The organism is Streptomyces sp. NPDC001100 (genome assembly GCF_053598575.1).
Genome location: NZ_JBSFKO010000033.1, coordinates 1 through 21,180, shown reverse-complemented (window position 1 = coordinate 21,180; position 21,180 = coordinate 1). Strand labels below are relative to the sequence as shown.

The window sequence follows — 21,180 nt, the reverse complement described above, 5'->3', positions numbered from 1 at the left end:
GAGGTCTTACGCAGTGTTGACGCACGTTTACCTGCGGTGTCGCTCCGGAGTCGTCCCGTAACCGGGCCGCCATGTTGTGACGCATCTCGCGTTCCTTGCTGATGGCGTGTCAGACCTCGCCTTCCCTACGACATCCAGCGTCACCGTCGTGTTCCGGCCGAGGTCTCCCGTTCGTCATCTGCGCGCACCTACGATCGGCGCGCACCGACGGGGCGACGCCAGGAGGTTTGATGGACACGCAGGGAACGCAGGGGCCGGACGAGCGAGCCAACGGGACGGGACGACGGGCGCTCCTCGGCGCGGCCGTGCTCGGTGCGGGAGTGGCCGCACTGGGACCGGCGGGCACGGCGAGAGCCGCCGAGTCCGCGACGGGCCGCCACGGCGGCGGCCTCAAGGACCTGCCCAAGCCGACCATCGTCGGGCACCGGGGAACCAGCGGCTACCGTCCGGAGCACACCTTCGGCTCCTACAACCTGGCCCTCGACCTGGGCGCCGACATCGTCGAGGCCGGAGACCTCGTCCCCACCAAGGACGGTCACCTGGTCTGCCGGCACGAGCCGGAGATCGGCGGCACGACGAACGTCGCCGACCACCCCGAGTTCGCGAGCCGCAAGACCACCAAGCTGCTCGACGGTGTCTCCACGACCGGCTGGTTCACCGAGGACTTCACGCTCGCCGAGCTGAAGACCCTGCGCGCCGTCGAGCGCATTCCGGCCAACCGCCCGCACAACACGCTCTACAACGGCCGCTGGGAGATCCCGACCTTCGAAGAGGTCCTCAAGTGGCAGGACGAGCAGACCCGTAAGCGCGGCAAGCAGGTCTGGATCTACCCCGAGATGAAGCACCCCACCTACTTCCGCAAGCGCGGCTTCGAGATGGAGAAGCTGCTCTCCTCGGCCCTGCGCAAGCACGGCAAGGACAAGCGGAACTCGCCGGTCCTCATCCAGTCCTTCGAGCCGACCAGCATCCAGAAGATCAGCAAGCTCGTCCGCAACAACCTGGTGGTGCTGCTGTCCGGCACGGGCACCCGGCCCTTCGACTTCATCGACCTGGGCGACCCGCGCACGGTCGACGACCTGGTCACCCCGAAGGGCCTCGCCGAGATCGCGTCGTACGCGCAGGGCCTGGGCCCGACGCTCGACCTGATCATCACGAAGAACGCCGACGGCAGCCTGAACAAGGAGACCACCCTGGTCGCCGACGCGCACAAGGCCGGCCTGATCCTGCACCCCTACACCATGCGCAACGAGAACCCCTTCCTGCCGCTGGAGTACCGCAAGGGCACCGCCCCGGACGCCTACGGCGACGCGTTCGGCGCGTTCAAGCGCTACTTCGCCACGGGCATCGACGGTGTCTTCACCGACAACGCCGACACCGGTCTGCTGGCGCGCGCGGACTTCGTCAACGGCTGAGCCCCGCGCCCCGTTGGAGTGACTGACGGCCGCCCCGGCAACCTTGCGCCGGGGCGGCCACGTCGTGCCGCATATGACACACCACCTCGTCGCCACCCTGCGCCCACTGCTCGCCGCCGAGGCCTCCGCCGAGGCATATGCCTCCGGAACCGAACCGGCCGACCTCGAACAGGCCGTCTGGCTCCGCCTCCTGGAACGCCTCGACGCCTCCGGCCCACCGGTCGACCCCCAGCGCTGGCTCCGCCGCGCGGTCCGCTCCGAGGCCCAGCGCACTCGCCGCACGGCCCGCATCGAACAGTCGTACGGTGATGATCCCGTCGAGGACAGCGACCGCGGCCCCGAGCAAGTCGCTCTCACGGCGGCGCGGCACCGCGCGCTGCACGACGCGGTGCGCCGGCTGCCGGGTCGCTGCCCGCGTCTGATGGAGGCGCTGCTGTCGCCCAAGGACCTCACCTACCGCGAGATCGCAGGGGAGTTGGGTATCTCACAGGGCAGTCTCGGCCCGGAACGTTCCAGATGTCTGGGATGTCTTCGCCGATTGCTGACGCCGGAGGTTGCGGCCCGCGAAGCGCGGGGATAGGAGTGAGAACCACATGGCGATCAGGTGAGCGGGAGGCGTGCGCACATGGGCATGAGTGTGACCATCTCGGTGGCGACCGAGCAGGACGCGGAGCAGATCTTCAGGCTGCAGTACCTGTGCTTCCAGAGCGAGGCGGCGCTGTACGGCAACTACCGCATCGACCCGCTGGTCCAGAGTCTCGACTCGGTCCGGGCGGAGCTCGGTTCCGACTGTGTCTTCGTGGCCCGGCTGGGCGAGGAGGTGGTCGGCTCGGTCCGCGGCACGGTGACGGAGGACGGCGCGGCGGCCATCGGCAAGCTCTGCGTCCACCCGCGCCTCCAGGGTCACGGCATCGGCGCCCGCCTCCTGCGCGCGGCCGAGTCGGCCCTCGCCGAGGAACGCGGCGCCAAGAAGTTCCGCCTCCACACCGGCCACCGCAGCGAGGGCAACCTCCGCCTCTACCGCCGCGTCGGCTACGAGACCGTAGGCACCTCCCAGGGCGACGACGGCGTACCGATGATCGTCCTGGAGAAGCCGGTCGAGGCGTACGTCGCTACGGCGTGACCGTGTCGGTGGTGTCGGCCGCGCGGTTCTTCCGGAGCCAGTACAGCGCCGACAGCGGCAGCAGCACGGGGATGAAGATGTACCCCGCGCCGTAGTACGACCAGACCGTCGCGTCCGGGAAGGCCGAGCTGTCGATCACGGTCAGCGTCCCGACGATCAGGACACCCGCGAGTTCGGCGGCGCAGCACGCCTGTGCCGCCCTGCGGGCCTTCTCACCGCCGCGGATCAGGGAGTACGTGATGAAGCCGTACACCACACCGGCGACCGCGGACAGCGAGTAGGCGAGCGGGGCCCGGTCGAACTCGGTGGCGATCTGGTAGACGGAGCGCGAGACCGCGCCGACGACCATCACGCCGTAGAACCAGACGAGCAGCATGCCGGGCCCGCTGATCAGCCGCTTGGGCTTCTCTTCCACGGTGTCCTCTTCCACGGTGGTCATCTCAGCTTCCCCAGATGTCGTAGAGCCGGACTTCGAGCACGGCGAGGACCACGGCGCCGGCCGCGACCGTCGCCGTGCCCCAGCGGGTGCGCTCCGCCAGGGACATGAAACCCGCCGCCGGGACCGCCGCGAACGCGCCCAGCAGATACGCCACGAAGATCGCCGTGCCCTGCTCCGCCTTCTCGCCGCGCGCCAACTGCACGATGCCGACCACCAGTTGGACCGTGGCCAGCAGGGTGACCACGGCCATGCCGATGAAGTGCCAGTCCTTCGTCGACTGGTCGCGGTAGGCCGCCCACCCGGTCCAGGCGGCGAGCAGCAGCGCGGCGACACCGATCGCCAGCGTCAGGGCATCAAGCATGCGGCGACCCTATTACGGGCCAAAAGACCCGGTGACCGTAGGGTCGGGAACATGAAGATCCATGCTGAGGCCCTCCTGTTCGACAACGACGGCACGCTCGTCTCCTCCCTCGAATCCGTGCGCCGGTGCTGGACGCGCTGGGCGGAGGAGTTCGGGATCACCGCCGAGGACTTCGCCCGGGTCGAACTGCACGGGCGGACCGCCGTCGCGATAGCCGCCGACCTGCTGCCCGCCGATGTCGTCCCCACGGCGGTCGCGCGGATCGAGGCGCTGGAGGTCGAGGACGTGCCCAACGGGGGTGCCGTCCTGCTGCCCGGCACCAGGGACTTCCTCGACTCGCTGCCCGCCGACCGCTGGGCCGTCGTCACCTCCGCCACCCGTCGGCTCGCCGAGGCGCGGCTCGCGCACGCCGGCATCCTGCCCAAGACCCTGGTGGTCGCCGAGGACGTCACACACGGCAAGCCCGACCCCGAGCCGTACCTCCTCGCCGCCCGCCAACTCGGCGTCGACCCGGCCCGCTGTGTCGTCTTCGAGGACGCCCCGGCGGGGCTCCAGGCCGGCCGCGCGGCCGGAATGATCACCGTGGCATTGGCCACAACGCACGAGGCACACGAGCTGGACGCCGACCTTGTTGTGAGTGACCTGTCAGCCCTGTCCGCGCTGGTCAGCGACGGGGGAGTGGAGATCTCCGCGCGCGGTTGACGGGCGTCCGCCGCTGTCCGGCATACGGACAGCGGCCCTTTGTCAGGACCGTACGTCTGCTTTACTGATTCCATGACCACGACGAGCAGCCGCACCCTTGCGACCGAGGCGACCCTGACGCCCGGTGCTCGCTGTATGTGTCGAATGTGCGCCTTCTAGAGGGCCCCCGCACCACCCCCGGGCTACGCGCCCCAGCCTCGCGCCCCGAAGCGAGCCGCCGTGGCATGTCCATGCGCTGAACGCCGTGCGACTCCGCCGCCCCACGCACATTTCCCCCTCGTACCAGGGCACACCCACGCCCCCGTACTCAACAGTCATGGAACTCCAGTGATCACCACATCGGGCCTGACCAAGGTCTACCGCTCGCGCGGCCGTGAGGTCACCGCCCTCGACGGCGTCGACCTCCACGTCCGCGAAGGCGAGGTGTACGGCGTCATCGGCCAGTCCGGCGCCGGCAAGTCCTCGCTCATCCGCTGCGTCAACCTGCTGGAGAAGCCCACCGCCGGCACGGTCACCGTCGACGGGCAGGACCTCACCGCCCTCGCCGGGCGCGGACCGCGTGCCGGACGGGAACTCCGGCAGGCGCGCAGCCGTATCGGCATGGTCTTCCAGCACTTCAACCTGCTGTCCTCGCGGACCGTGCAGGACAACGTCGAGCTGCCGCTCGAAATCCTCGGCAAGTCGGGGAAGGAACGGTCCGCCAAGGCCCTCGAACTCCTCGACCTCGTCGGGCTCGCCGACAAGGCGAAGGCCTACCCGGCCCAGCTCTCCGGCGGCCAGAAGCAGCGCGTCGGCATCGCCCGCGCGCTGGCCGGCGACCCCAAGGTGCTGCTCTCCGACGAGGCCACCAGCGCCCTCGACCCGGAGACCACCCGCTCGATCCTCCAGCTGCTGCGCGACCTGAACCGGCAGCTGGGCCTGACCGTCCTGCTCATCACCCACGAGATGGACGTCGTGAAGTCGGTCTGCGACTCCGCCGCGCTGATGCAGCACGGGCGCATCGTCGAGTCCGGGACGGTGAGCGAGTTGCTCGCCACCCCCGGCTCCGAACTGGCCTCCGCGCTCTTCCTGGTCAGCGGCGAGGCCGGCGGCCAGGACCGCACGGTCGTCGACGTCACCTTCCACGGCGAGGCCGCCACCCGGCCCGTCGTCTCGCAGCTCTCGCGCACCTACAACATCGACATCTCGATCCTCGGCGCCGCCATCGACACCGTCGGCGGACTCCAGGTCGGCCGTATGCGCATCGAACTGCCCGGCCGCTACGAGGACAACGTGGTGCCGATCGGCTTCCTGCGCGAACAGGGCCTGCAGATCGACGTGTTGGGCCAGGAGCCCGTACTGCTGAAGGAAGGTGCCAAGTGAGCTGGTCCGAGATGCAGCCCCTGCTGTCCCAGGCGTGTTGGGACACGCTCTACATGGTCGGCTGGTCCACGGTCATCGCCGTCGTCGGCGGACTCCCGCTCGGCATCCTGCTGGTCCTGACCGACCGCGGCGGACTGCTGCAGAACGTCGCCGCCAACAAGGTCATCGGGCAGATCGTGAACGTGGCCCGCTCGCTGCCGTTCATCATCCTCATGGTCGCGCTGATGAACTTCACCCGGACCGTCACCGGGACGACCATCGGCCGCGAGGCCGCGATCGTGCCGCTCGCGATCGGGGCAATTCCCTTCTTCGCGCGCCTTGTTGAGACGGCTGTCCGCGAAGTGGACGGCGGGCTCGTCGAGGCCGTGCAGTCGATGGGCGGCAACACCTGGACGATCGTGCGCAAGGTCCTGGTCCCGGAGTCCCTGCCCTCGCTGATCTCCAGCACCACCACCACGATCGTCGCCCTCATCGGCTACAGCGCGATGGCGGGCACGGTCGGCGCGGGCGGCCTCGGCGACATCGCCATCCGCTACGGCTACCAGCGCTTCGAGACCCAGCTGATGTGGATCACCGTGGCGATCCTCGCGGTCGTCATCTCCCTCATCCAGTTCGCCGGCGACTACGCGGCCCGCTCCGCGCACCGGCGCGGCGGACGGTCGGGTCCGGCACCGAGGCTCCGGCTGCTCAAGGCCGCGTAGGTCCACCCCTCACAGGCTCCCCGCACCGCCCACCCGTCGCCCGACCACCACCCCTCAACGACGGCACTGCGTGCCGACACCCCTTGATTCCAGGGGTCGTAATACGCGACACCCTTCAGGAAAGGCACTTTTCGTGCGTAACACCGCAAAGCTCACCACCGCCGTCCTCGCCGCCGGAGCGCTCACCTTCGCGCTCTCCGCCTGCGGCTCGGACAAGGGGTCCTCCTCGGCCTCCTCCGACTACAGCGGACCGCTGGTCGTCGCCGCGAGCCCCACCCCGCACGCCGAGATCCTCGACTACGTCAAGGACCACCTGGCGAAGAAGGCCGGACTCGACCTGGAGGTCAAGGAGTTCACCGACTACGTCACGCCGAACACGGCGACCGAGGACGGCTCGGTGGGCGCCAACTACTTCCAGAACCAGCCGTACCTCGACGACTTCAACAAGAAGAACGGCACCCACATCGTGCCCGTCGTCACGGTCCACCTGGAGCCGCTCGGCCTCTACTCCCACAAGGTGAAGAGCGCCGACGCCCTGAAGAGCGGCGCGACGATCGCCGTCCCGAACGACAGCGTCAACGAGGCCCGCGCCCTCAAGCTGCTCGCGGCGAACAAGCTGATCACCCTCAAGTCCGGTGTCGGCAACGAGGCGACCCCCGCCGACATCACCGAGAACCCCAAGAAGCTCAAGTTCAAGGAGCTGGAGGCGGCCCAGACCCCGCGCTCCCTGGACGACGTCGACGCGGCCGTCATCAACGGCAACTACGCCATCTCCTCGGGCCTGAAGCCCGCCAAGGACGCGCTCGTCCTGGAGTCCGCGACCAACAACCCGTACGGCAACTTCCTCGCCGTGAAGAAGGGCGACGAGAAGGACCCGCGCGTCAAGAAGCTCGCGAAGCTGCTGACCTCGCCCGAGGTGAAGAAGTTCATCGAGGACAAGTACGCCGGCTCCGTCATCCCGTCCTTCTGACCGTCCTTCCGAATCTGACCGTCCTTCTGAAGAGAGTCGGGGGACTCACCATGCGCAAGAGCATCGCCCTCACGACGGCCGGACTCGCCGTGACCTTCTTCGGCCTCACGGCCTGCGGCTCGGGCTCCGATTCCGGCGAGAGCGGCGGCAAGGACGACGGCACCCTCGTCGTCGGTGCCACCGCCGTACCGGCCGGCGAGGTCCTGACGTACATCAAGGACAACCTCGCCGCCAAGGCCGGACTCGACCTGGAGATCAAGGAGTTCACGGACTACGTCCTGCCGAACACCGCGCTCCAGGAGGGCTCGCTGGACGCGAACCTCTACCAGAACCAGCCCTTCCTGGACGAGTTCAACAAGTCCAAGGCCACCGACCTGGTCTCCGTCGTCAAGGCGTACCTGCCGCCGATGGGCGTGTACTCCAAGAGGATCCAGGACATCGCCGAGCTCTCCGACGGAGCCACCGTCGCCGTGCCCAACGAGACCACCAACGAGGGGCGCGCCCTCAAACTCCTCGCCGCCAAGGGGCTGATCACGCTCAAGGCGGGGGCGGGCACCGACGCGTCCCCGGCGGACGTCACGGCCAACCCGAAGCACCTGAAGTTCAAGGAGCTCGACCCGGCCCAACTCCCGCGCTCGCTCGACGACGTGGACGTGGCCGTCATCAACAACAACTACGCCCAGGACGCGGGTCTCAGCCCCGCGAAGGACGCGATCCTCCTGGAGTCGGCGAAGGACAACCCCTACGCCAACCTCCTGGCCGTCAAACGCGGCAACGAGGACGACCCCCGCGTCCAGAAGCTCGCGAAGCTGCTCGTCTCCGCCGACGTGAAGAAGTTCATAGCGGAGAAGTACAAGGGCTCCGTCCTGCCGGCCACCTCCGGCTGACGGGGGCGTATACGGCGTATCGCCACGCACGGGGTCCACTCGCTCACGGCGGGTGGACCCCGTGGTGCGGTTCACTGCTTTCATGCTGCATGCTGGGCAGTTCAGGTTGCCCTGAACATTTTCCGAAGGTTACGGAGTGGCGCATGACGAGCACCTTCCCCAACATCTCCATCAGCACGGAGCGGTTGGTGCTGCGGCCCCTCGACGAGGACGATGTGCAGGCCCTGGCCGAGATGATGAACGACGATCAGGTCGCGGCCTGGACCGACGTGCCCCAGCCGTTCACCGTCGCCGGCGCCCGCGAGTGGATCACCAACTACGCGCCCGCCGAACGGGCTTCGGGCCGCGGCCTCGACCTCGCCGTCACCGAGTTCCTCACCCAACGGCTCGTCGGCATAGTCCAGTTGACCAAGACCGACTGGCATGTCCGGTCCACCGAGCTGTCGTACATCATCGCCCCCTGGGCCCGCGGCGAGGGCTATGCATCCGAGGCCGCGCTCGCCACCGCCCAGTGGCTGTTCGGGGACCAGAAGCTGGAGCGCATCGAACTGCGCACCGCCGCCGACAACACCGCCTCCCAGCAGGTCGCCCAGAAGATCGGCTGCATCAGCGAGGGCGTCCTGCGCAACGCCTGCATAGCGCACGTCCACGCCAACGACGGCACCTGGATCGACGTCCGCACCGACTTCATCGTGTGGAGCCTCCTCCCGGAGGACCTGGAGGGCACGGCGGAGCAGCTCGCCGACGTCGACGGTTTCACGTCACTCGCCGACTGGAACTGATTCCGGCGGGTACGACCACGGGAGCACCGCCCGGCCGCACCAGGTACCCTCACGGTGCCCGCGTACGGGCCACTTCCCTGACGACCTGCGATGTACCCCTGGAGACTGACGACGATGGCCGACCGCGTCACGGTGATCGGCTGGGACGGCTCTCCGCTGACAGCCGCGGCACGCTCCGCCCTGAGCGCCGCCACCCTGGTGGCCGGCGCACCCCACCATCTGGAGCTGCCCGAGGTGCCGGCGCGCGCCGAACGCATCCGCCTCGGCAGCGTGGCCCTCGCCGCCCGCCGCATCGCCGGCGTCCGGGGCACCGCGGTGGTGTTCGCCGACGGGGACCCGGGCTTCTTCGGTGTCGTACGCACCCTGCGCGCACCCGAGTTCGGCCTGGAGGTGGAGGTCGTCCCCGCCGTCTCCTCGGTGGCCGCCGCCTTCGCCCGCGCCGGAATGCCCTGGGACGACGCGCAGGTGGTCGTCGCACACAGGCGCACGCTGCGACGCGCGGTGAACGTGTGCCGGGCCCACACGAAGGTCGCCGTCCTCACCTCGCCTGGCGCGGGACCCGCCGAACTCGGCCTGCTCCTTGAGGGCGTCCACCGCACCTTCGTCATCTGCGAGGAACTGGGCACCGAGCACGAACAGGTCACCGTCCTCACCTCCGACAAGGCCGCCGACCGCACCTGGCGCGACCCCAATGTCGTCATCGTCCTCGGCGGCCCGGTCGGCCGCGCCGTGACGACCGGCCCGGGCGAGGGCACCGGCTGGATCGCCGGCCGCGACCCGTCCGCCGTCTCCCGTGGCTGGACCCTCCCCGCCGAGGCCTACGTCGGTGAACTCGGTGAGGGCGAGACGGAACTGCTCCGGGCCGCCCAACTCGCCCGCCTCGGCCCGCGCGTGGGAGACCTCGTGTGGGACATCGGCTGCGGCAGCGGCGCCTTCGCCATCGAGGCGGCCCGCGCCGGAGCCGCCGTCATCGCCGTCGACCGCGACAGCCAGGCCTGCGCCCGCACCGACTCCGCGGCCCGCAGCTTCGGCGTGCACCTCCAGATCGTGAAGGGCGATGCCCCGCACATCCTGGAGGACCTCCCCGAACCCGACGTAGTACGCGTCGGTGGCGGGGGAGTGGCCGTCGTCTCCGCGGTCGCCGACCGGCGCCCGCAGCGCATCGTGGCGCACGCCGCCACCCGTGACGAGGCCGAACTGGTCGGCCGCGACCTCACGGAGCACGGTTACCACGTCGAGTGCGCCCTCATCCAGTCCGTCGAACTCGACACCAGGGCCTGGACGGAGACGGAACGGAGCGTCGCGTTCCTGCTCAGTGGCCTCCTTCCGGAGCGCGTTTCCCGACCCCTCGAACCGTCCCCGTGATCCTGTTGTCGTACTGCGCGCGGTAGGCTGGCGGACCGTTGTACCGCACAGGGTGGACCGGCGCTTCGTTCGCCAATGTCCGGAAAACCCGCCCGTTTTGGGGTGTGTGTGGTACAGCGGAACCGGAGGACGCGCAACGTGGCGCAGTCCACAGCGGGCCGTCGCGGATCAAGCTGCCGTGACGGCACAACGGCCGCGACAATGCCATTGAATGGCTTTGTCGTCTAAATGGCTTTGTCGCTTTTTGGCGTCGGGTCGTTCGTGCCGCTGGACAGGCACGCTCGTTCTCCACTGCGGGGCGGTCGGTGCGCCGTTCCCGGTGAGCGGGTCGTAGAAGCACTAACCGATGGGCGAGGGGTACGCATGACCGACACCGGCCAGGTCCCGGCCGAGGGGTTGCCGGAGAACGCAGGCATGGTGGAACAGCCGAGCGTTCCCGCACACGGCGCGTACACCTACCTCTCCGAGACCACCGCCGAGGACGAGGACCTGTTGCTGCTCCCGGGCGCCCAGGGTGCCTGGGGCAACGAGGTCCCGCCCCCCGTCCCCGAGCCGGTCGTCGAGACCGTCCAGGAGCCGGCTCCGCTCGAACCCGCAGCGTATGAGCCGGGCACGCATGACTCGGCTGCGCACGGGCAGGGCACGCACGACTCGGCTCCGCACGACTCGGCTCCGCACGAGCCGGGTCCGCACGAGACGGCGGGCCGCGACAGCGGCTCCGTCGACCTCGGCGGCGTCCGGCTCGCCGAACCGCCGCCCGCGCCGGTCACCCCGCGCCGCCCGCTGCACCTCGGCCCGCCCCTCCCCGACACCTCCGCGAGCCCGGTCCGCTCCCTCGCCGACCGCGGCCCGGCCGGCGCGCCGGTACGGCAGTCCGGCCCGTCGACGACCAGCCCCGAGTACCTCGACGCACCCCAACTCCGCGACCTGCCCCCGCAGGGCGCGGCCCCCTGGGGCGCCCACTCCTCGGTCGCCGCCGGGGTGCGAACCGCCGAAACGGTTGCTCCGGCACAGGTGGCCGAACCGTCCCCGGAGCCCGGCAACGCGGCCCAGGCCGCAGTGGCGCGGCTCGCCACGGAAGCGGTGAACGGGGGAGTCGCCACCGCCGTGGACACCGGCCTCACCCCGGCTTCCGAGCCGGGCTCGGGCCTGGCGCAGGCCCCCGACGCGGGAGAGGCTTGGCAGGGACACGGTCAGCTGTACGCGGTAGAGACCGCGGCGGCGGCTGCCACGGCGGCTGCCACGGCGTCCGCTGTGGAGTCCTCGGCCTCTTCTGCTTCTTCGGTTCACGCGAGCACGGAGAGCTCTGAACCGGTTGGTGTGCCCGACGTGGGCCAACTGCCGGAAGGCGCCGAGGGGTTGGGCGCCGAATCGGTGCCGGGGGCCGCAGAGGCCGTCGACGCCGGGTCCGTCGTCGGGAACGATCAGGGCGTTGCGGCCGAGGTGGCCTACGGCGCCGGGGCGGCCCCCGAGGCCGCATTCCACTCCGGCGCCGAGGGCGAACTCCCGCACGGCGCGGGCCCCGACCCCGAGGACGCGTTCGTTGCTGCCCCGGCGCCCCCGGAAGCCGCACCCGCTGCGGAGCCGGGCTACGCAGCGGGAGACCAGGGTTTCGACGCCGTTCCGGCCCAGGAGACCGCGCCCCTCGACGGGGTCGCCGAGGTCCAGGTCCAGGACGCCGGGTCAACTCCGGCTGTTCCTACGGCAGTCGAGACCCCGCTCACCCCCGACGCCGAGCCCCTCGCCCCCGCCCCGGACACCGAGCAACCCGCACCTGCGGCCGACGACGACCCCGCTCCTCTCACCGAGGCCGTCCCGGTCCCGGCCCTTGACGAGGCACACCCCGACACCGCGGTCGTGCCCGTCGAGGGGGCCGTCCCCGCTCCAGTCGTCGAAGACCCGCCCGTTCTCCTCGACGCGACCCCGGGCGACCCGGCTTTCGAGCCCACCGCCGCGCCGGACGCCGTACCGGACCAGCAGTTCGCGGCGGAAGCCGTACCGGACCAGCAGTTCGCGGCGGAAGCGGAGCCGGTACTCGCGCCGCAGCCGCCCGCCGCCGAGGGCCACGAAGCGGAAGCCGCCGACCTCCACGCCCCGCTCGCCACCGAGCAGCCCCCGGTTGCCCTCGAAGGCACCTCCCTCGCCCAACCCGTCGCCCCGGAAGCCGAGTTCGTCGAGTCCGCCGAGGTGCCGCAGGCCGTCCCGGCGGGCCCGAACCCCGACGACTCCCTCGGCCGCTTCGTGCCGGTGGAAGGCTCGGTGCCCACCACCCCGCACCTCGCACCGACCCCGCCGCACCCCCTCACGCTCCCCACGGAGGATCCGTCGGGCGGCGCGGAAGCCTTCGCCACCGTCCCCGGCCCCCGAGAGGCCGATGCCGAGGGCGAGCCCGAACTCGTACAGCACGCTGACGACCTGGACACCCGGGCCGCCGACCAGGAAGAAGAGAGCACGGCCGCAGTGGAAGAAGTACGAGAGTCCACCGGCCCTGCCGCACCCGCCTACGACGACGCCGAGCGCGAGGCCGTGCTGAAGGTGATGCGCGAACGCCGTGACATCCGCAACGGCTTCCGCAGCGACCCGATCCCGCACGACGTGCTGCTGCGCGTGCTGGAGGCGGCGCACACGGCACCGTCCGTCGGGCACTCCCAGCCGTGGGACTTCGTGGTCATCCGCTCCGCCGACACCCGCCGCAACATGCACGAACTGGCCCAGAGCCAGCGCGAGGCGTACGCCAAGTCGCTGCCCAAGGGCCGGGCGAAGCAGTTCAAGGAACTGAAGATCGAGGCCATCCTCGACACCCCGGTGAACATCGTCGTCACCGCCGACCCGACCCGCGGCGGCCGCCACACCCTGGGCCGCCACACGCAGCCGCAGATGGCGCCGTACTCCGCCGCCCTCGCGGTGGAGAACCTGTGGCTCGCTGCGCGCGCCGAGGGTCTCGGTGTCGGCTGGGTCAGCTTCTTCGACGAGCGCGAGATGGTTCGAGCGCTCGGCCTGCCGGAACACCTGGAGGTCATCGCGTACCTCTGCGTCGGCTACGTCGACGAGTTCCCGGAGGAGCCCGAGCTGATGCAGGCGGGCTGGTCCAAGCGCCGCCCGCTGTCGTGGGTCGTGCACGAGGAGACGTACGGCCGCCGTGCCCTGCCCGGCGAGGACCCGCACGACCTGCTCGCCGAGACCGTCGCCGGGATCCGCCCGCTGGACGCGAAGGCGCTCGGCGAGGCGTGGGAGCGGCAGAAGCGGATGACGAAGCCGCCGGGCTCGCTCGGCATGCTGGAGATCATCTCCGCGCAGCTGTCCGGTCTCTCCCGGCAGTGCCCGCCGCCGATCCCGGAGCCCGCGGCCGTCGCGATCTTCGCGGGCGACCACGGTGTGCACGCGCAGGGGGTCACCCCCTGGCCGCAGGAGGTCACGGCCCAGATGGTCGCCAACTTCCTTGGCGGCGGCGCCGTTTGCAACGCCTTCGCGAGCCAGGTGGGCGCCGAGGTGTGCGTGGTGGATGTGGGCGTGGCATCCGAACTGCCAGCCACACCCGGCCTGTTGCCCCGCAAGGTCCGTGCCGGTACGTCCGACATGACGACCGGTCCCGCGATGTCCCGCGAGGAGGCCAAGCAGGCCATCGAGGTGGGCATCGAGACCGCCCGCGACCTGGTGGCGGCCGGCAACAAGGCGCTGCTCACCGGTGAGATGGGCATCGCGAACACCACCGCGTCCGCCGCCCTGATCTCGGTCTTCACGGACACCGACCCCGCCGATGTCACCGGCCGGGGCACCGGCATCAACGACGAGACCCTGGCCCGCAAGACGGAGGTCGTGCGCCGCGCGATCGAACTCCACCAGCCGGACCCGGCCGACCCCATCGGCGTCCTCGCCGCGATCGGCGGCTTCGAGCACGCGGCCATGGTCGGCCTGCTGCTCGGCGGCGCCTCCCTGCGTACGCCGGTGATCCTGGACGGCGTCAGCGCGGGAGCCGCGGCTCTCGTGGCCCGCGCGATCGCCCCCGAGGTCCTCGCGGCCTGCATCGCGGGCCACCGCAGCGCCGAACCGGGCCACGTGGCCGCGCTCAACAAGCTCGGCCTGCGCCCCCTGGTCGACCTCGACCTCCGCCTCGGCGAGGGCACGGGCGCCCTGCTCGCCCTGCCGCTGGTGCAGAGCACGGCGCGGGCGATGCACGAGGTGGCGACGTTCGATTCCGCAGGGGTGACCGAGAAGTAGGCGCCCGCAGGGCTGCGGCGGCTCAGCCAGTGGACCGACTGAGCCGCCGCAGCCCCCTGCCCGTAAAATCTGCACGTCAGGGCGACCGCACGCCGAAAAGCACGCCGGGCAACCCGCCGTAAAAGAGGAGCCGCACCCCTCATGGCCGAAAACCCCGCCTACCCCGTAGGCCTCCGACTCACCGGCCGCAGGGTCGTCGTCCTTGGCGGCGGCCAGGTCGCCCAGCGTCGGCTGCCGGCGCTGATCGCGGCGGGCGCGGACATCACCCTCGTATCGCCCGGGGCGACCCCGTCCGTCGAGGCGATGGCGGACGCGGGCGAGATCACCTGGGAGCGACGCCCGTACGCGGCCGGCGACCTCGCGGACGCCTGGTACGCCCTGATCGCCACCACCGACCCCGAGGCCAACACCGCCGCCTCCGCCGAGGCCGAGGCCCACCGCGTCTGGTGCGTCCGCTCCGACGACGCCGACCAGGCAACCGCCTGGACCCCGGCGACCGGCCACAGCGAGGGCGTCACCGTCGCCGTACTCACCACGGACGCGCGCGGCCGGGACCCCCGGCACACCGCCGCCATCCGGGACGCGGTCGTCGCGGGCCTGCGCGACGGCACCCTCGTCGCCCCCCACCACCGCACCCGCACCCCGGGCGTCGCCCTCGTCGGCGGCGGCCCCGGCGACCCGGACCTGATCACGGTCCGCGGCCGCCGCCTCCTCGCCGAGGCCGACGTCGTCATCGCCGACCGCCTCGGCCCCCGCGACCTCCTCGCCGAACTCCCCCCGCACGTCGAGGTGATCGACGCGGCCAAGATCCCCTACGGCCGCTACATGGCCCAGGAGGCCATCAACAACGCGCTGATCGAACACGCCAAGCAGGGCAAGTCGGTCGTACGACTGAAGGGCGGCGACCCCTTCGTCTACGGCCGTGGCATGGAGGAGGTCCAGGCGCTGGCCGAGGCCGGCATCCCGTGCACGGTCGTGCCGGGCATCTCCAGCTCGATCTCGGTACCGGGCGCGGCCGGTATCCCGGTCACCCACCGCGGTGTCGCACACGAGTTCACGGTGGTCAGCGGCCATGTCGCCCCTGACGACGAACGCTCCCTGGTCGACTGGCCGTCCCTCGCGAAGCTCACCGGCACGCTCGTGGTCCTGATGGGCGTGGACAAGATAGGGAAGATCGCCGAGACCCTGATCGCGCACGGAAAGCCGGCCGACACCCCGGTCGCCCTGGTCCAGGAGGGCACCACGGCCGCCCAGCGCCGGGTGGACGCGACCCTCGCGACGGTCGGCGAGACCGTGCGCACCGAGGACGTGAAACCGCCCGCGGTGATCGTCATCGGCGCGGTCGTCACCGTGGGCCCCGAGGCGCTTGCGTAACCCCGGGTAACACAACCCGTTCCCAGCCGTTGGCACGACACCCAGGACAAGGCAGTATCACCCTGTGGCCGATCTCATCACCGTTGAGGATCCCGACGACCCGCGCCTGCGTGATTACACGGGCCTGACCGACGTAGAGCTGCGCCGCAAGCGTGAACCGGCCGAGGGCCTGTTCATCGCCGAGGGCGAGAAGGTCATCAGACGGGCCAAGGACGCGGGCTACGAGATGCGCTCGATGCTGCTGTCCGCGAAGTGGGTCGACGTCATGCGGGACGTCATCGACGAACTCCCGGCCCCCGTCTACGCGGTGAGCCCGGAACTTGCCGAACGCGTCACGGGCTACCACGTACACAGAGGCGCGTTGGCTTCCATGCAGCGCAAACCCCTCCCCACGGCACACGAACTCCTCCAGACCACCCGCAGGGTGGTGGTGATGGAGTCGGTGAACGACCACACCAACATCGGCGCGATCTTCCGCTCGGCGGCGGCGCTGGGCATGGACGCGGTCCTGTTGTCCCCCGACTGCGCGGACCCTCTGTACCGCCGAAGCGTGAAGGTCTCGATGGGCGCGGTCTTCTCGGTCCCCTACGCCCGGCTCGACAGCTGGCCCAAGGGCCTGGAGTCGGTCCGCGAGGCAGGCTTCACGCTCCTCGCCCTCACCCCCGACGAGAAGGCGAAGAGCCTCGACGAGGCGGCCCCGCACCGCATGGACCGGGTCGCCCTGATGCTCGGCGCAGAGGGCGACGGCCTCTCGACCCAGGCCCTGGTGGCGGCCGACGAATGGGTCCGCATCCCCATGGCCCACGGCGTCGACTCCCTCAACGTGGGCGCCGCCGCTGCCGTAGCCTTCTACGCGGTGGCCACCGGCCGCCCCGAACTCTAGGGAGCACGGCTTGGCCCAGCGCGAGGCGATCGTCGCGGTCCTCCGGCGCGCGGACCGCGTCCTGGTCATCCGCCGCGGTCCCGACTCCGCCCGCTCCGGCTACTGGGCCCCGCTCAGCGGCAAACTCGAACCGGGCGAGACCCAGGAAGAAGCCCTGGTCAGGGAAGTCCACGAGGAGGTCGGCCTCGCTGTCTCCCCCCTGGCCAAGGTCTGGCAGTCCGAGACCGACGACGGCAGCTTCCGCCTCCACTGGTGGACCGCCACCGAAACAGGCAACGGCACGATCGTCCCCGACCCCGGCGAGGTCTCCGAGGTCCGCTGGGTCACCCCGGCGGAATTCCTCACGATGACCCCACTCTTCGACGCGGACCGGGAGTTCTTCGAGCGGGTGCTGCCGGGGTTGTAGAGGGCGCACACCTTTCGACCCAGGCCGGAAGAATCCAGCCCGTCCGGCGTCTTCCCAACGCGGGCCGGCACCCATCAGCCCGTCCGGCGTTTGAGGACGAGGCCCCTTCAGGGCCGACGGGGGTCTGGGGGCGCAGCCCCCGGGCGGGGTGAAAGGGGCGGCAGCCCCTGGTGACGGGACGGGTAGGGGCGGCGGGGGCGAAACAGCCCCACGACACCCGACCCCTCCCTACCCGGCGACACCGCCCACAGCCCCGCCCCGCCCGTCCGCCCCCACAACGCGCTGCACACCGTCCCCCGTACGCCCGAGCCCGTGCGCCGGCCCCGAACACCCCTGCGCCACCGCGATACCGAGCGCGACCAGCAACGTCACCACGACGAACACGAACAACCGCTGCCGCAGCAGACGCGGGTTGGCGGGCCGCCGCCCCGTACCCGTGGTCCGCGGCCCCGGCCGCCCGCCGCCACTGCGCGGAGCGGGACGGCTGCCACTGCCGTTGCCGGAGCGCGTGGTGTTGCGCCCAGCGGGAGTCGGCCGCGCCGAGCCCGGCCGGGAAGGAACACCGCCGCCCCCACGAGACGGAGCGCCACCACCCCGCGACGACTGAGCCGCACCGCGCGGCGCCGGAGTGCCCTGCGGACCAGGCGAGCCCTGCGGACGCCGCCCGCCCTGCGTCCGCTGCTGCTCCGGATAGCTCTCGGTGAGCCGCCCGGTGGGCCTGTCCGCTTCGCTGCCACGCGGCGCGGGCGGTCGTACATCCGACAGACCCTGGGCCTCGCGGGCGGCGATCTCCTTGAGCCGCAAGGACAGTTGGAGAGTGCTGGGCCGCTCCTCGGGGTCCTTCGCCAGGCACGCGCGGACCAGCGGAGCAAGAGCGTCCGGCACCCCGTGCAGCTGCGCCTCCTCGTGCACCACGCGGTACAGCATCACCTCGGAACTGCCGTGCCCGAAGGGCGAGTCGGAGGTAGAGGCATACGCGAGCGTGGCCCCGAGCGAGAACACATCCGTGGCCGGCGTGACCGCAGCCCCCCGCACCTGCTCCGGCGCGAGGAACCCCGGCGACCCCACCGCCGTACCGACGTGCGTCAGCGTCGAGGCTCCGGTCGCCCAGGCGATACCGAAGTCGATGATCCGCGGACCCTTGGGGGACAGCAGAATGTTGGACGGCTTGAGATCCCGGTGGACGACCCCGGCCTCGTGGACGGCGACGAGCCCCTCCGACAGCGCGGCCCCGATCGCGGCGACCTCGGCCGCGCCGAGCGCGCCCTCGTCGGCGACCTTGTCGTGCAGGGAGGGCCCGGGCACGTACTGCGTCGCGAACCACGGCCGATCGGCCTCAAGATCCGCCGCCACGAGCCGAGCCGTGCACCCACCCCGAATCCGCCGCGCGGCGGACACCTCGCGCGCGAAACGCGAACGGAACTCCTGGTCCTCCGCCAGATCCGGCCGGATGACCTTCAGCGCGACCCGCTGCCCCTTGCGGTCGGAGCCCAGATAGACGACGCCCATTCCGCCCGCGCCGAGCCGTCTGTGAAGCCTGAACGAGCCGACGACGCGCGGGTCCTCGCGCCTCAGGCGCATCATCGCCATGTTCATCCCCGCTGCCCGGTCCGTGTGACGAGCGACAGCTTACGTTTCCACCGCCGCCCGCGCGCAAAGGCCGCGCCCTCTCGCACCGACGGATTGTCAGTGCCGGGTGGGAAACTTTGAAGGGTGGTCAGAGGCCGTGCGAACAGCAGGACTTCATATCGCCCCCGACCCCAACCAACCATCACAGAAGGGGGATTGAGCGCGTGAAGGGTGATCGCGTCGAGATAGTGGTGGACGCCGGAGACACCACACGTACATACGAGGTGGTGGCGAGCAGGGCAGGCCGCAGGGTGGAGACGGCGGTACGGCGAGGTGTCGTGGAAGTGAGCGAAGTCACCCGCAGCGGTTCCGTCGTGCGCACCGCCCGTTTCATGGCGACCCGGGTCCTCGCCCTGGTCGAGCAGCCGGTCCCGCGCGAGGACAGCTCAGAGAAAGCGGGGCAGACCGGACGCCCCCTCCGGGAAGACCCCGAGACCTAGGTCCCCGTCTCCACCCAGGGGAGTAGTTCGCAGGTCATTGCTCATCCTCCGGGAGGCCCGCCAATCGGTACGAGGGCATGACGCCCCCCACCCGCCGCGGACCTAGATTTGAGGTCAAGCGGCGGGTGCAGCACTCGTCCCCCGAGGTCAGACACCCGCCGCTGCCAACGACAACTGAGTTCGGTCAACGGAGCACGGTCAGGAGAGGGACCATGGCCCACACGGCACCGCGGGCATTGATCCGCGAAGAGGGACGCAAGGCGTACAACGCGGCGTTCCGCACCCGCCGCACGGGCCGTCGCCACCCACTGGTGGCGACCTTGATGGCACTTCCCCTGGCGGTCCTGCTCCTCGTCGTCTTCGACGGCTGGGAGACCGTGGCCACACAGGCGTCGTCCGTGGGAGTGATGCTGGGGCGCTGAGCGGCGACCCCAGGCCCGGAAGAGCGGTCCGGGCGGGGACATCAACCCATGAAACCCCGTGGGGACGGGGGTGCGGCGGACGGCAAAAAAAGCCGGCGCAGCTGGGGAGCTGCGCCGGCTTTGCTTTGCCCGAGGACCATAACGCCGTGGACTGGAGCGCGCCCCATAGGGGCGCGGGGAACTGCGCGACCAGCCCCCACCGGCCCGCACTAAACCCACATACCCAGCCGTACGCTCCCATCGAAAGCCGTACGACTCAGGGGACCCCGTGACCACTCACCAGCTGTTGCCCGACCTGACAGCCCGAGCCGCAAAAGCAGCGCACACCCAAACCCCCTCCTGCCCCTGCACTCCCGGCGGAGCCACCCTCACCGATCGCCCCGACGGCACAGTCGTCCGCCACGCAGCCACCGTCGCCAAGGCCCACGCCCCGCACACGAACCCCACCGACCTCACCGCCCGCCTCACCACGGCCGCTCACCTCCCCGGCATCCTCCTGCCCCCACTGGCCCCCACCCCCGTCACGCTGCACGACCGCCAGGTGACGTTCTGGCCCTACGGCACCCCCGTGGACCCGGATGATCCGGACGCGGCCCCCTGGGAAGCCGCCGCCACCCTCCTCGCCCGTCTCCACCGCACCCCGGCCCCGGCTCCCCTCCCACCCATGCGCGGCCCCCTCAAGGCGGTCCGGGCGATGACCCGCCTGCGCGAGACCGGCGGCGGCCACCCCGCCGCCGCCCCGGTCCTGCACGCCTGGACCCTGCTCCCGGCGTGGGCCCGCGCGGAGGCACCCCAGCCGGACACGACCACCCTCTGCCACGGCGACCTCCACCTCGGCCAGCTCGTCCGCCACCCGGTCCCCGACGGCCCCTGGCTGCTGATCGACGTCGACGACCTGGGCGTAGGAGTCCCGGGGTGGGACCTCGCGCGGCCCGCCGCCTGGTACGCCTGTGGGCTGCTCCCGCCCGACGAGTGGGCCCGCTTCCTGGCCGCGTACCGCGCGGTCGGCGGCCCGGCGGTTCCCGCCGAGGGCGACCCCTGGCCCGCCCTGGACGTCCCGGCCCGCGCGCTCACCGTGCAGACCGCGGCCCTGGCGATCGTCAAGGCGGTCGAGGCGGGCCGTCCGCTGGACGAGGTGGAGGGAGCGGTGGTGGACGCCTGTGACCGAATGGGTTCCGTCCCGACCGAGTTGACGCCCGGATTCGCGAAGTAGGGTGCAACCGACCGGGGTCGGACGGAGTCTGTCCTGGGGAAACACGAAGACGTACCAACGGCCGAGGAGTTGAGCCGAGCATGCAGTGTCCGAAGTGCCATGCGCCGATGCACACGTACAACCGCAACGGTGTCCAGATCGAACAGTGCAGCAACTGCCGGGGGATCTTCCTCGACTACGGCGAGCTGGAGGCGCTGACCCGCGTGGAGTCGCAGTGGCAGCAGCCCGCCCCGCCGCCCCCGGGCCCGCAGGCCTACCCCGCCCCGCCCGCGCCCGCCTGGGGTGCCCCGCACGGCGGCGGTCACGGCGGTGGCCACTACGGCGGTCACGGCGGCCACCACCGTCACAAGAGCTTCGGTCACATGCTGTTCTCCAGCTGACCGGCACACGAAGAAGCCCCCGGACGCGGTGAGCGCCGGGGGCTTCGGTGTGTGGACGATACTGGGATTGAACCAGTGACCTCTTCCGTGTCAGGGAAGCGCTCTCCCGCT

General features: G+C 71.0%; 21 protein-coding genes. 18 read left to right on the top strand and 3 right to left on the bottom strand.

What is annotated here, in order from left to right:
• Positions 1-230: 230 nt before the first annotated feature.
• The 3 genes from ACWDEW_RS35905 (at position 231) to ACWDEW_RS35895 (ending at position 2,535) form a co-directional block, all read left to right on the top strand.
• Entirely contained in the window at positions 231-1,412 is a 1,182-nt protein-coding gene (locus tag ACWDEW_RS35905) for a glycerophosphodiester phosphodiesterase (RefSeq protein WP_450518584.1), read from the top strand.
• A gap of 73 nt (positions 1,413-1,485) precedes the next feature.
• A complete protein-coding gene (locus tag ACWDEW_RS35900) occupies positions 1,486-1,992 on the top strand; it encodes a sigma-70 family RNA polymerase sigma factor (protein ID WP_450518582.1) in 507 nt (168 codons plus the stop codon).
• A 45-nt stretch (positions 1,993-2,037) separates the two neighbouring features.
• Positions 2,038-2,535, top strand: a complete 498-nt coding sequence (locus ACWDEW_RS35895; RefSeq protein ID WP_019066311.1) for a GNAT family N-acetyltransferase — start codon at positions 2,038-2,040, stop codon at positions 2,533-2,535.
• Here the strand turns inward: ACWDEW_RS35895 and ACWDEW_RS35890 are convergent.
• Both ACWDEW_RS35890 and ACWDEW_RS35885 read right to left on the bottom strand, forming a co-directional pair.
• On the bottom strand, positions 2,525-2,974 hold the full coding sequence (locus ACWDEW_RS35890; protein ID WP_450518579.1) for a hypothetical protein: 450 nt from the start codon (positions 2,972-2,974) through the stop codon (positions 2,525-2,527). The two genes, ACWDEW_RS35895 and ACWDEW_RS35890, sit on opposite strands and share 11 nt — an antisense overlap.
• A 1-nt stretch (position 2,975) precedes the next feature.
• Entirely contained in the window at positions 2,976-3,335 is a 360-nt protein-coding gene (locus ACWDEW_RS35885; protein WP_019066313.1) for a hypothetical protein, read from the bottom strand.
• 51 nt (positions 3,336-3,386) lie between these two features.
• On the opposite strand from ACWDEW_RS35885, the gene ACWDEW_RS35880 reads away from it, so the two are divergent.
• From ACWDEW_RS35880 to ACWDEW_RS35830, 11 genes are all read left to right on the top strand, one after another.
• Positions 3,387-4,037: an HAD family hydrolase gene (locus ACWDEW_RS35880; protein WP_450518576.1), complete on the top strand. Its 651-nt coding sequence runs from the start codon at positions 3,387-3,389 to the stop codon at positions 4,035-4,037.
• Between the two features lie 327 nt (positions 4,038-4,364).
• Positions 4,365-5,399 carry a methionine ABC transporter ATP-binding protein gene (locus ACWDEW_RS35875; protein ID WP_450518574.1) on the top strand — a complete coding sequence of 345 codons (1,035 nt, stop codon included), beginning with the start codon at positions 4,365-4,367 and terminating at the stop codon, positions 5,397-5,399.
• On the top strand, positions 5,396-6,100 hold the full coding sequence (locus ACWDEW_RS35870; RefSeq protein WP_450518572.1) for a methionine ABC transporter permease: 705 nt from the start codon (positions 5,396-5,398) through the stop codon (positions 6,098-6,100). Before ACWDEW_RS35875 ends, ACWDEW_RS35870 begins: the two co-directional genes overlap by 4 nt.
• 133 nt (positions 6,101-6,233) lie before the next feature.
• A complete protein-coding gene (locus ACWDEW_RS35865) occupies positions 6,234-7,070 on the top strand; it encodes a MetQ/NlpA family ABC transporter substrate-binding protein (protein WP_450518570.1) in 837 nt (278 codons plus the stop codon).
• A gap of 50 nt (positions 7,071-7,120) precedes the next feature.
• Positions 7,121-7,957: a MetQ/NlpA family ABC transporter substrate-binding protein gene (locus ACWDEW_RS35860; RefSeq protein WP_450518568.1), complete on the top strand. Its 837-nt coding sequence runs from the start codon at positions 7,121-7,123 to the stop codon at positions 7,955-7,957.
• Positions 7,958-8,100: 143 nt separating this feature from the next.
• The gene (locus ACWDEW_RS35855; RefSeq protein WP_450518566.1) at positions 8,101-8,739 is read left to right on the top strand and encodes a GNAT family N-acetyltransferase; all 639 of its coding nucleotides are present in this window, start codon (positions 8,101-8,103) and stop codon (positions 8,737-8,739) included.
• A gap of 114 nt (positions 8,740-8,853) precedes the next feature.
• Positions 8,854-10,104, top strand: coding sequence for a precorrin-6y C5,15-methyltransferase (decarboxylating) subunit CbiE (cbiE, locus tag ACWDEW_RS35850; protein ID WP_450518564.1), 1,251 nt, complete (start codon positions 8,854-8,856; stop codon positions 10,102-10,104).
• 363 nt (positions 10,105-10,467) lie between these two features.
• Complete coding sequence (gene cobT, locus ACWDEW_RS35845; protein WP_450518562.1) at positions 10,468-14,322, top strand: nicotinate-nucleotide--dimethylbenzimidazole phosphoribosyltransferase; 3,855 nt, start codon at positions 10,468-10,470, stop codon at positions 14,320-14,322.
• Between the two features lie 141 nt (positions 14,323-14,463).
• Complete coding sequence (cobA, locus tag ACWDEW_RS35840) at positions 14,464-15,696, top strand: uroporphyrinogen-III C-methyltransferase (protein WP_450518560.1); 1,233 nt, start codon at positions 14,464-14,466, stop codon at positions 15,694-15,696.
• A 64-nt stretch (positions 15,697-15,760) separates the two neighbouring features.
• The gene (locus ACWDEW_RS35835; protein ID WP_093624585.1) at positions 15,761-16,579 is read left to right on the top strand and encodes a TrmH family RNA methyltransferase; all 819 of its coding nucleotides are present in this window, start codon (positions 15,761-15,763) and stop codon (positions 16,577-16,579) included.
• Between the two features lie 10 nt (positions 16,580-16,589).
• A complete protein-coding gene (locus ACWDEW_RS35830) occupies positions 16,590-16,985 on the top strand; it encodes an NUDIX domain-containing protein (protein ID WP_406461759.1) in 396 nt (131 codons plus the stop codon).
• Between the two features lie 228 nt (positions 16,986-17,213).
• Here the strand turns inward: ACWDEW_RS35830 and ACWDEW_RS35825 are convergent, their stop codons facing one another.
• The gene (locus ACWDEW_RS35825) at positions 17,214-18,581 is read right to left on the bottom strand and encodes a protein kinase domain-containing protein (RefSeq protein WP_450518557.1); all 1,368 of its coding nucleotides are present in this window, start codon (positions 18,579-18,581) and stop codon (positions 17,214-17,216) included.
• A 197-nt stretch (positions 18,582-18,778) separates the two neighbouring features.
• Here ACWDEW_RS35825 and ACWDEW_RS35820 point away from each other — a divergent pair, with 197 nt between their 5' ends.
• The 4 genes from ACWDEW_RS35820 (at position 18,779) to ACWDEW_RS35805 (ending at position 21,069) form a co-directional block, all read left to right on the top strand.
• Positions 18,779-19,054: a hypothetical protein gene (locus tag ACWDEW_RS35820; protein WP_123987987.1), complete on the top strand. Its 276-nt coding sequence runs from the start codon at positions 18,779-18,781 to the stop codon at positions 19,052-19,054.
• Between the two features lie 212 nt (positions 19,055-19,266).
• Positions 19,267-19,476: a hypothetical protein gene (locus tag ACWDEW_RS35815; RefSeq protein WP_026178166.1), complete on the top strand. Its 210-nt coding sequence runs from the start codon at positions 19,267-19,269 to the stop codon at positions 19,474-19,476.
• A gap of 268 nt (positions 19,477-19,744) precedes the next feature.
• Positions 19,745-20,689, top strand: coding sequence for a phosphotransferase family protein (locus tag ACWDEW_RS35810; protein ID WP_450518554.1), 945 nt, complete (start codon positions 19,745-19,747; stop codon positions 20,687-20,689).
• Positions 20,690-20,769: 80 nt separating this feature from the next.
• Complete coding sequence (locus ACWDEW_RS35805; RefSeq protein WP_318015217.1) at positions 20,770-21,069, top strand: TFIIB-type zinc ribbon-containing protein; 300 nt, start codon at positions 20,770-20,772, stop codon at positions 21,067-21,069.
• The last annotated feature ends 111 nt before the right edge of the window (positions 21,070-21,180 follow it).

Bases quoted from the DNA above. Each gene is read 5' to 3' on its own strand.
- ACWDEW_RS35905 (WP_450518584.1), top strand. From the start codon at position 231: ATGGACACGCAGGGAACGCAGGGGCCGGACGAGCGAGCCAACGGGACG.
- ACWDEW_RS35900 (WP_450518582.1), top strand. From the start codon at position 1,486: ATGACACACCACCTCGTCGCCACCCTGCGCCCACTGCTCGCCGCCGAG.
- ACWDEW_RS35895 (WP_019066311.1), top strand. From the start codon at position 2,038: ATGGGCATGAGTGTGACCATCTCGGTGGCGACCGAGCAGGACGCGGAG.
- ACWDEW_RS35890 (WP_450518579.1), bottom strand. From the start codon at position 2,974: ATGACCACCGTGGAAGAGGACACCGTGGAAGAGAAGCCCAAGCGGCTG.
- ACWDEW_RS35885 (WP_019066313.1), bottom strand. From the start codon at position 3,335: ATGCTTGATGCCCTGACGCTGGCGATCGGTGTCGCCGCGCTGCTGCTC.
- ACWDEW_RS35880 (WP_450518576.1), top strand. From the start codon at position 3,387: ATGAAGATCCATGCTGAGGCCCTCCTGTTCGACAACGACGGCACGCTC.
- ACWDEW_RS35860 (WP_450518568.1), top strand. From the start codon at position 7,121: ATGCGCAAGAGCATCGCCCTCACGACGGCCGGACTCGCCGTGACCTTC.
- ACWDEW_RS35855 (WP_450518566.1), top strand. From the start codon at position 8,101: ATGACGAGCACCTTCCCCAACATCTCCATCAGCACGGAGCGGTTGGTG.
- cbiE (WP_450518564.1), top strand. From the start codon at position 8,854: ATGGCCGACCGCGTCACGGTGATCGGCTGGGACGGCTCTCCGCTGACA.
- cobT (WP_450518562.1), top strand. From the start codon at position 10,468: ATGACCGACACCGGCCAGGTCCCGGCCGAGGGGTTGCCGGAGAACGCA.
- cobA (WP_450518560.1), top strand. From the start codon at position 14,464: ATGGCCGAAAACCCCGCCTACCCCGTAGGCCTCCGACTCACCGGCCGC.
- ACWDEW_RS35825 (WP_450518557.1), bottom strand. From the start codon at position 18,581: ATGAACATGGCGATGATGCGCCTGAGGCGCGAGGACCCGCGCGTCGTC.
- ACWDEW_RS35815 (WP_026178166.1), top strand. From the start codon at position 19,267: ATGGCCCACACGGCACCGCGGGCATTGATCCGCGAAGAGGGACGCAAG.
- ACWDEW_RS35805 (WP_318015217.1), top strand. From the start codon at position 20,770: ATGCAGTGTCCGAAGTGCCATGCGCCGATGCACACGTACAACCGCAAC.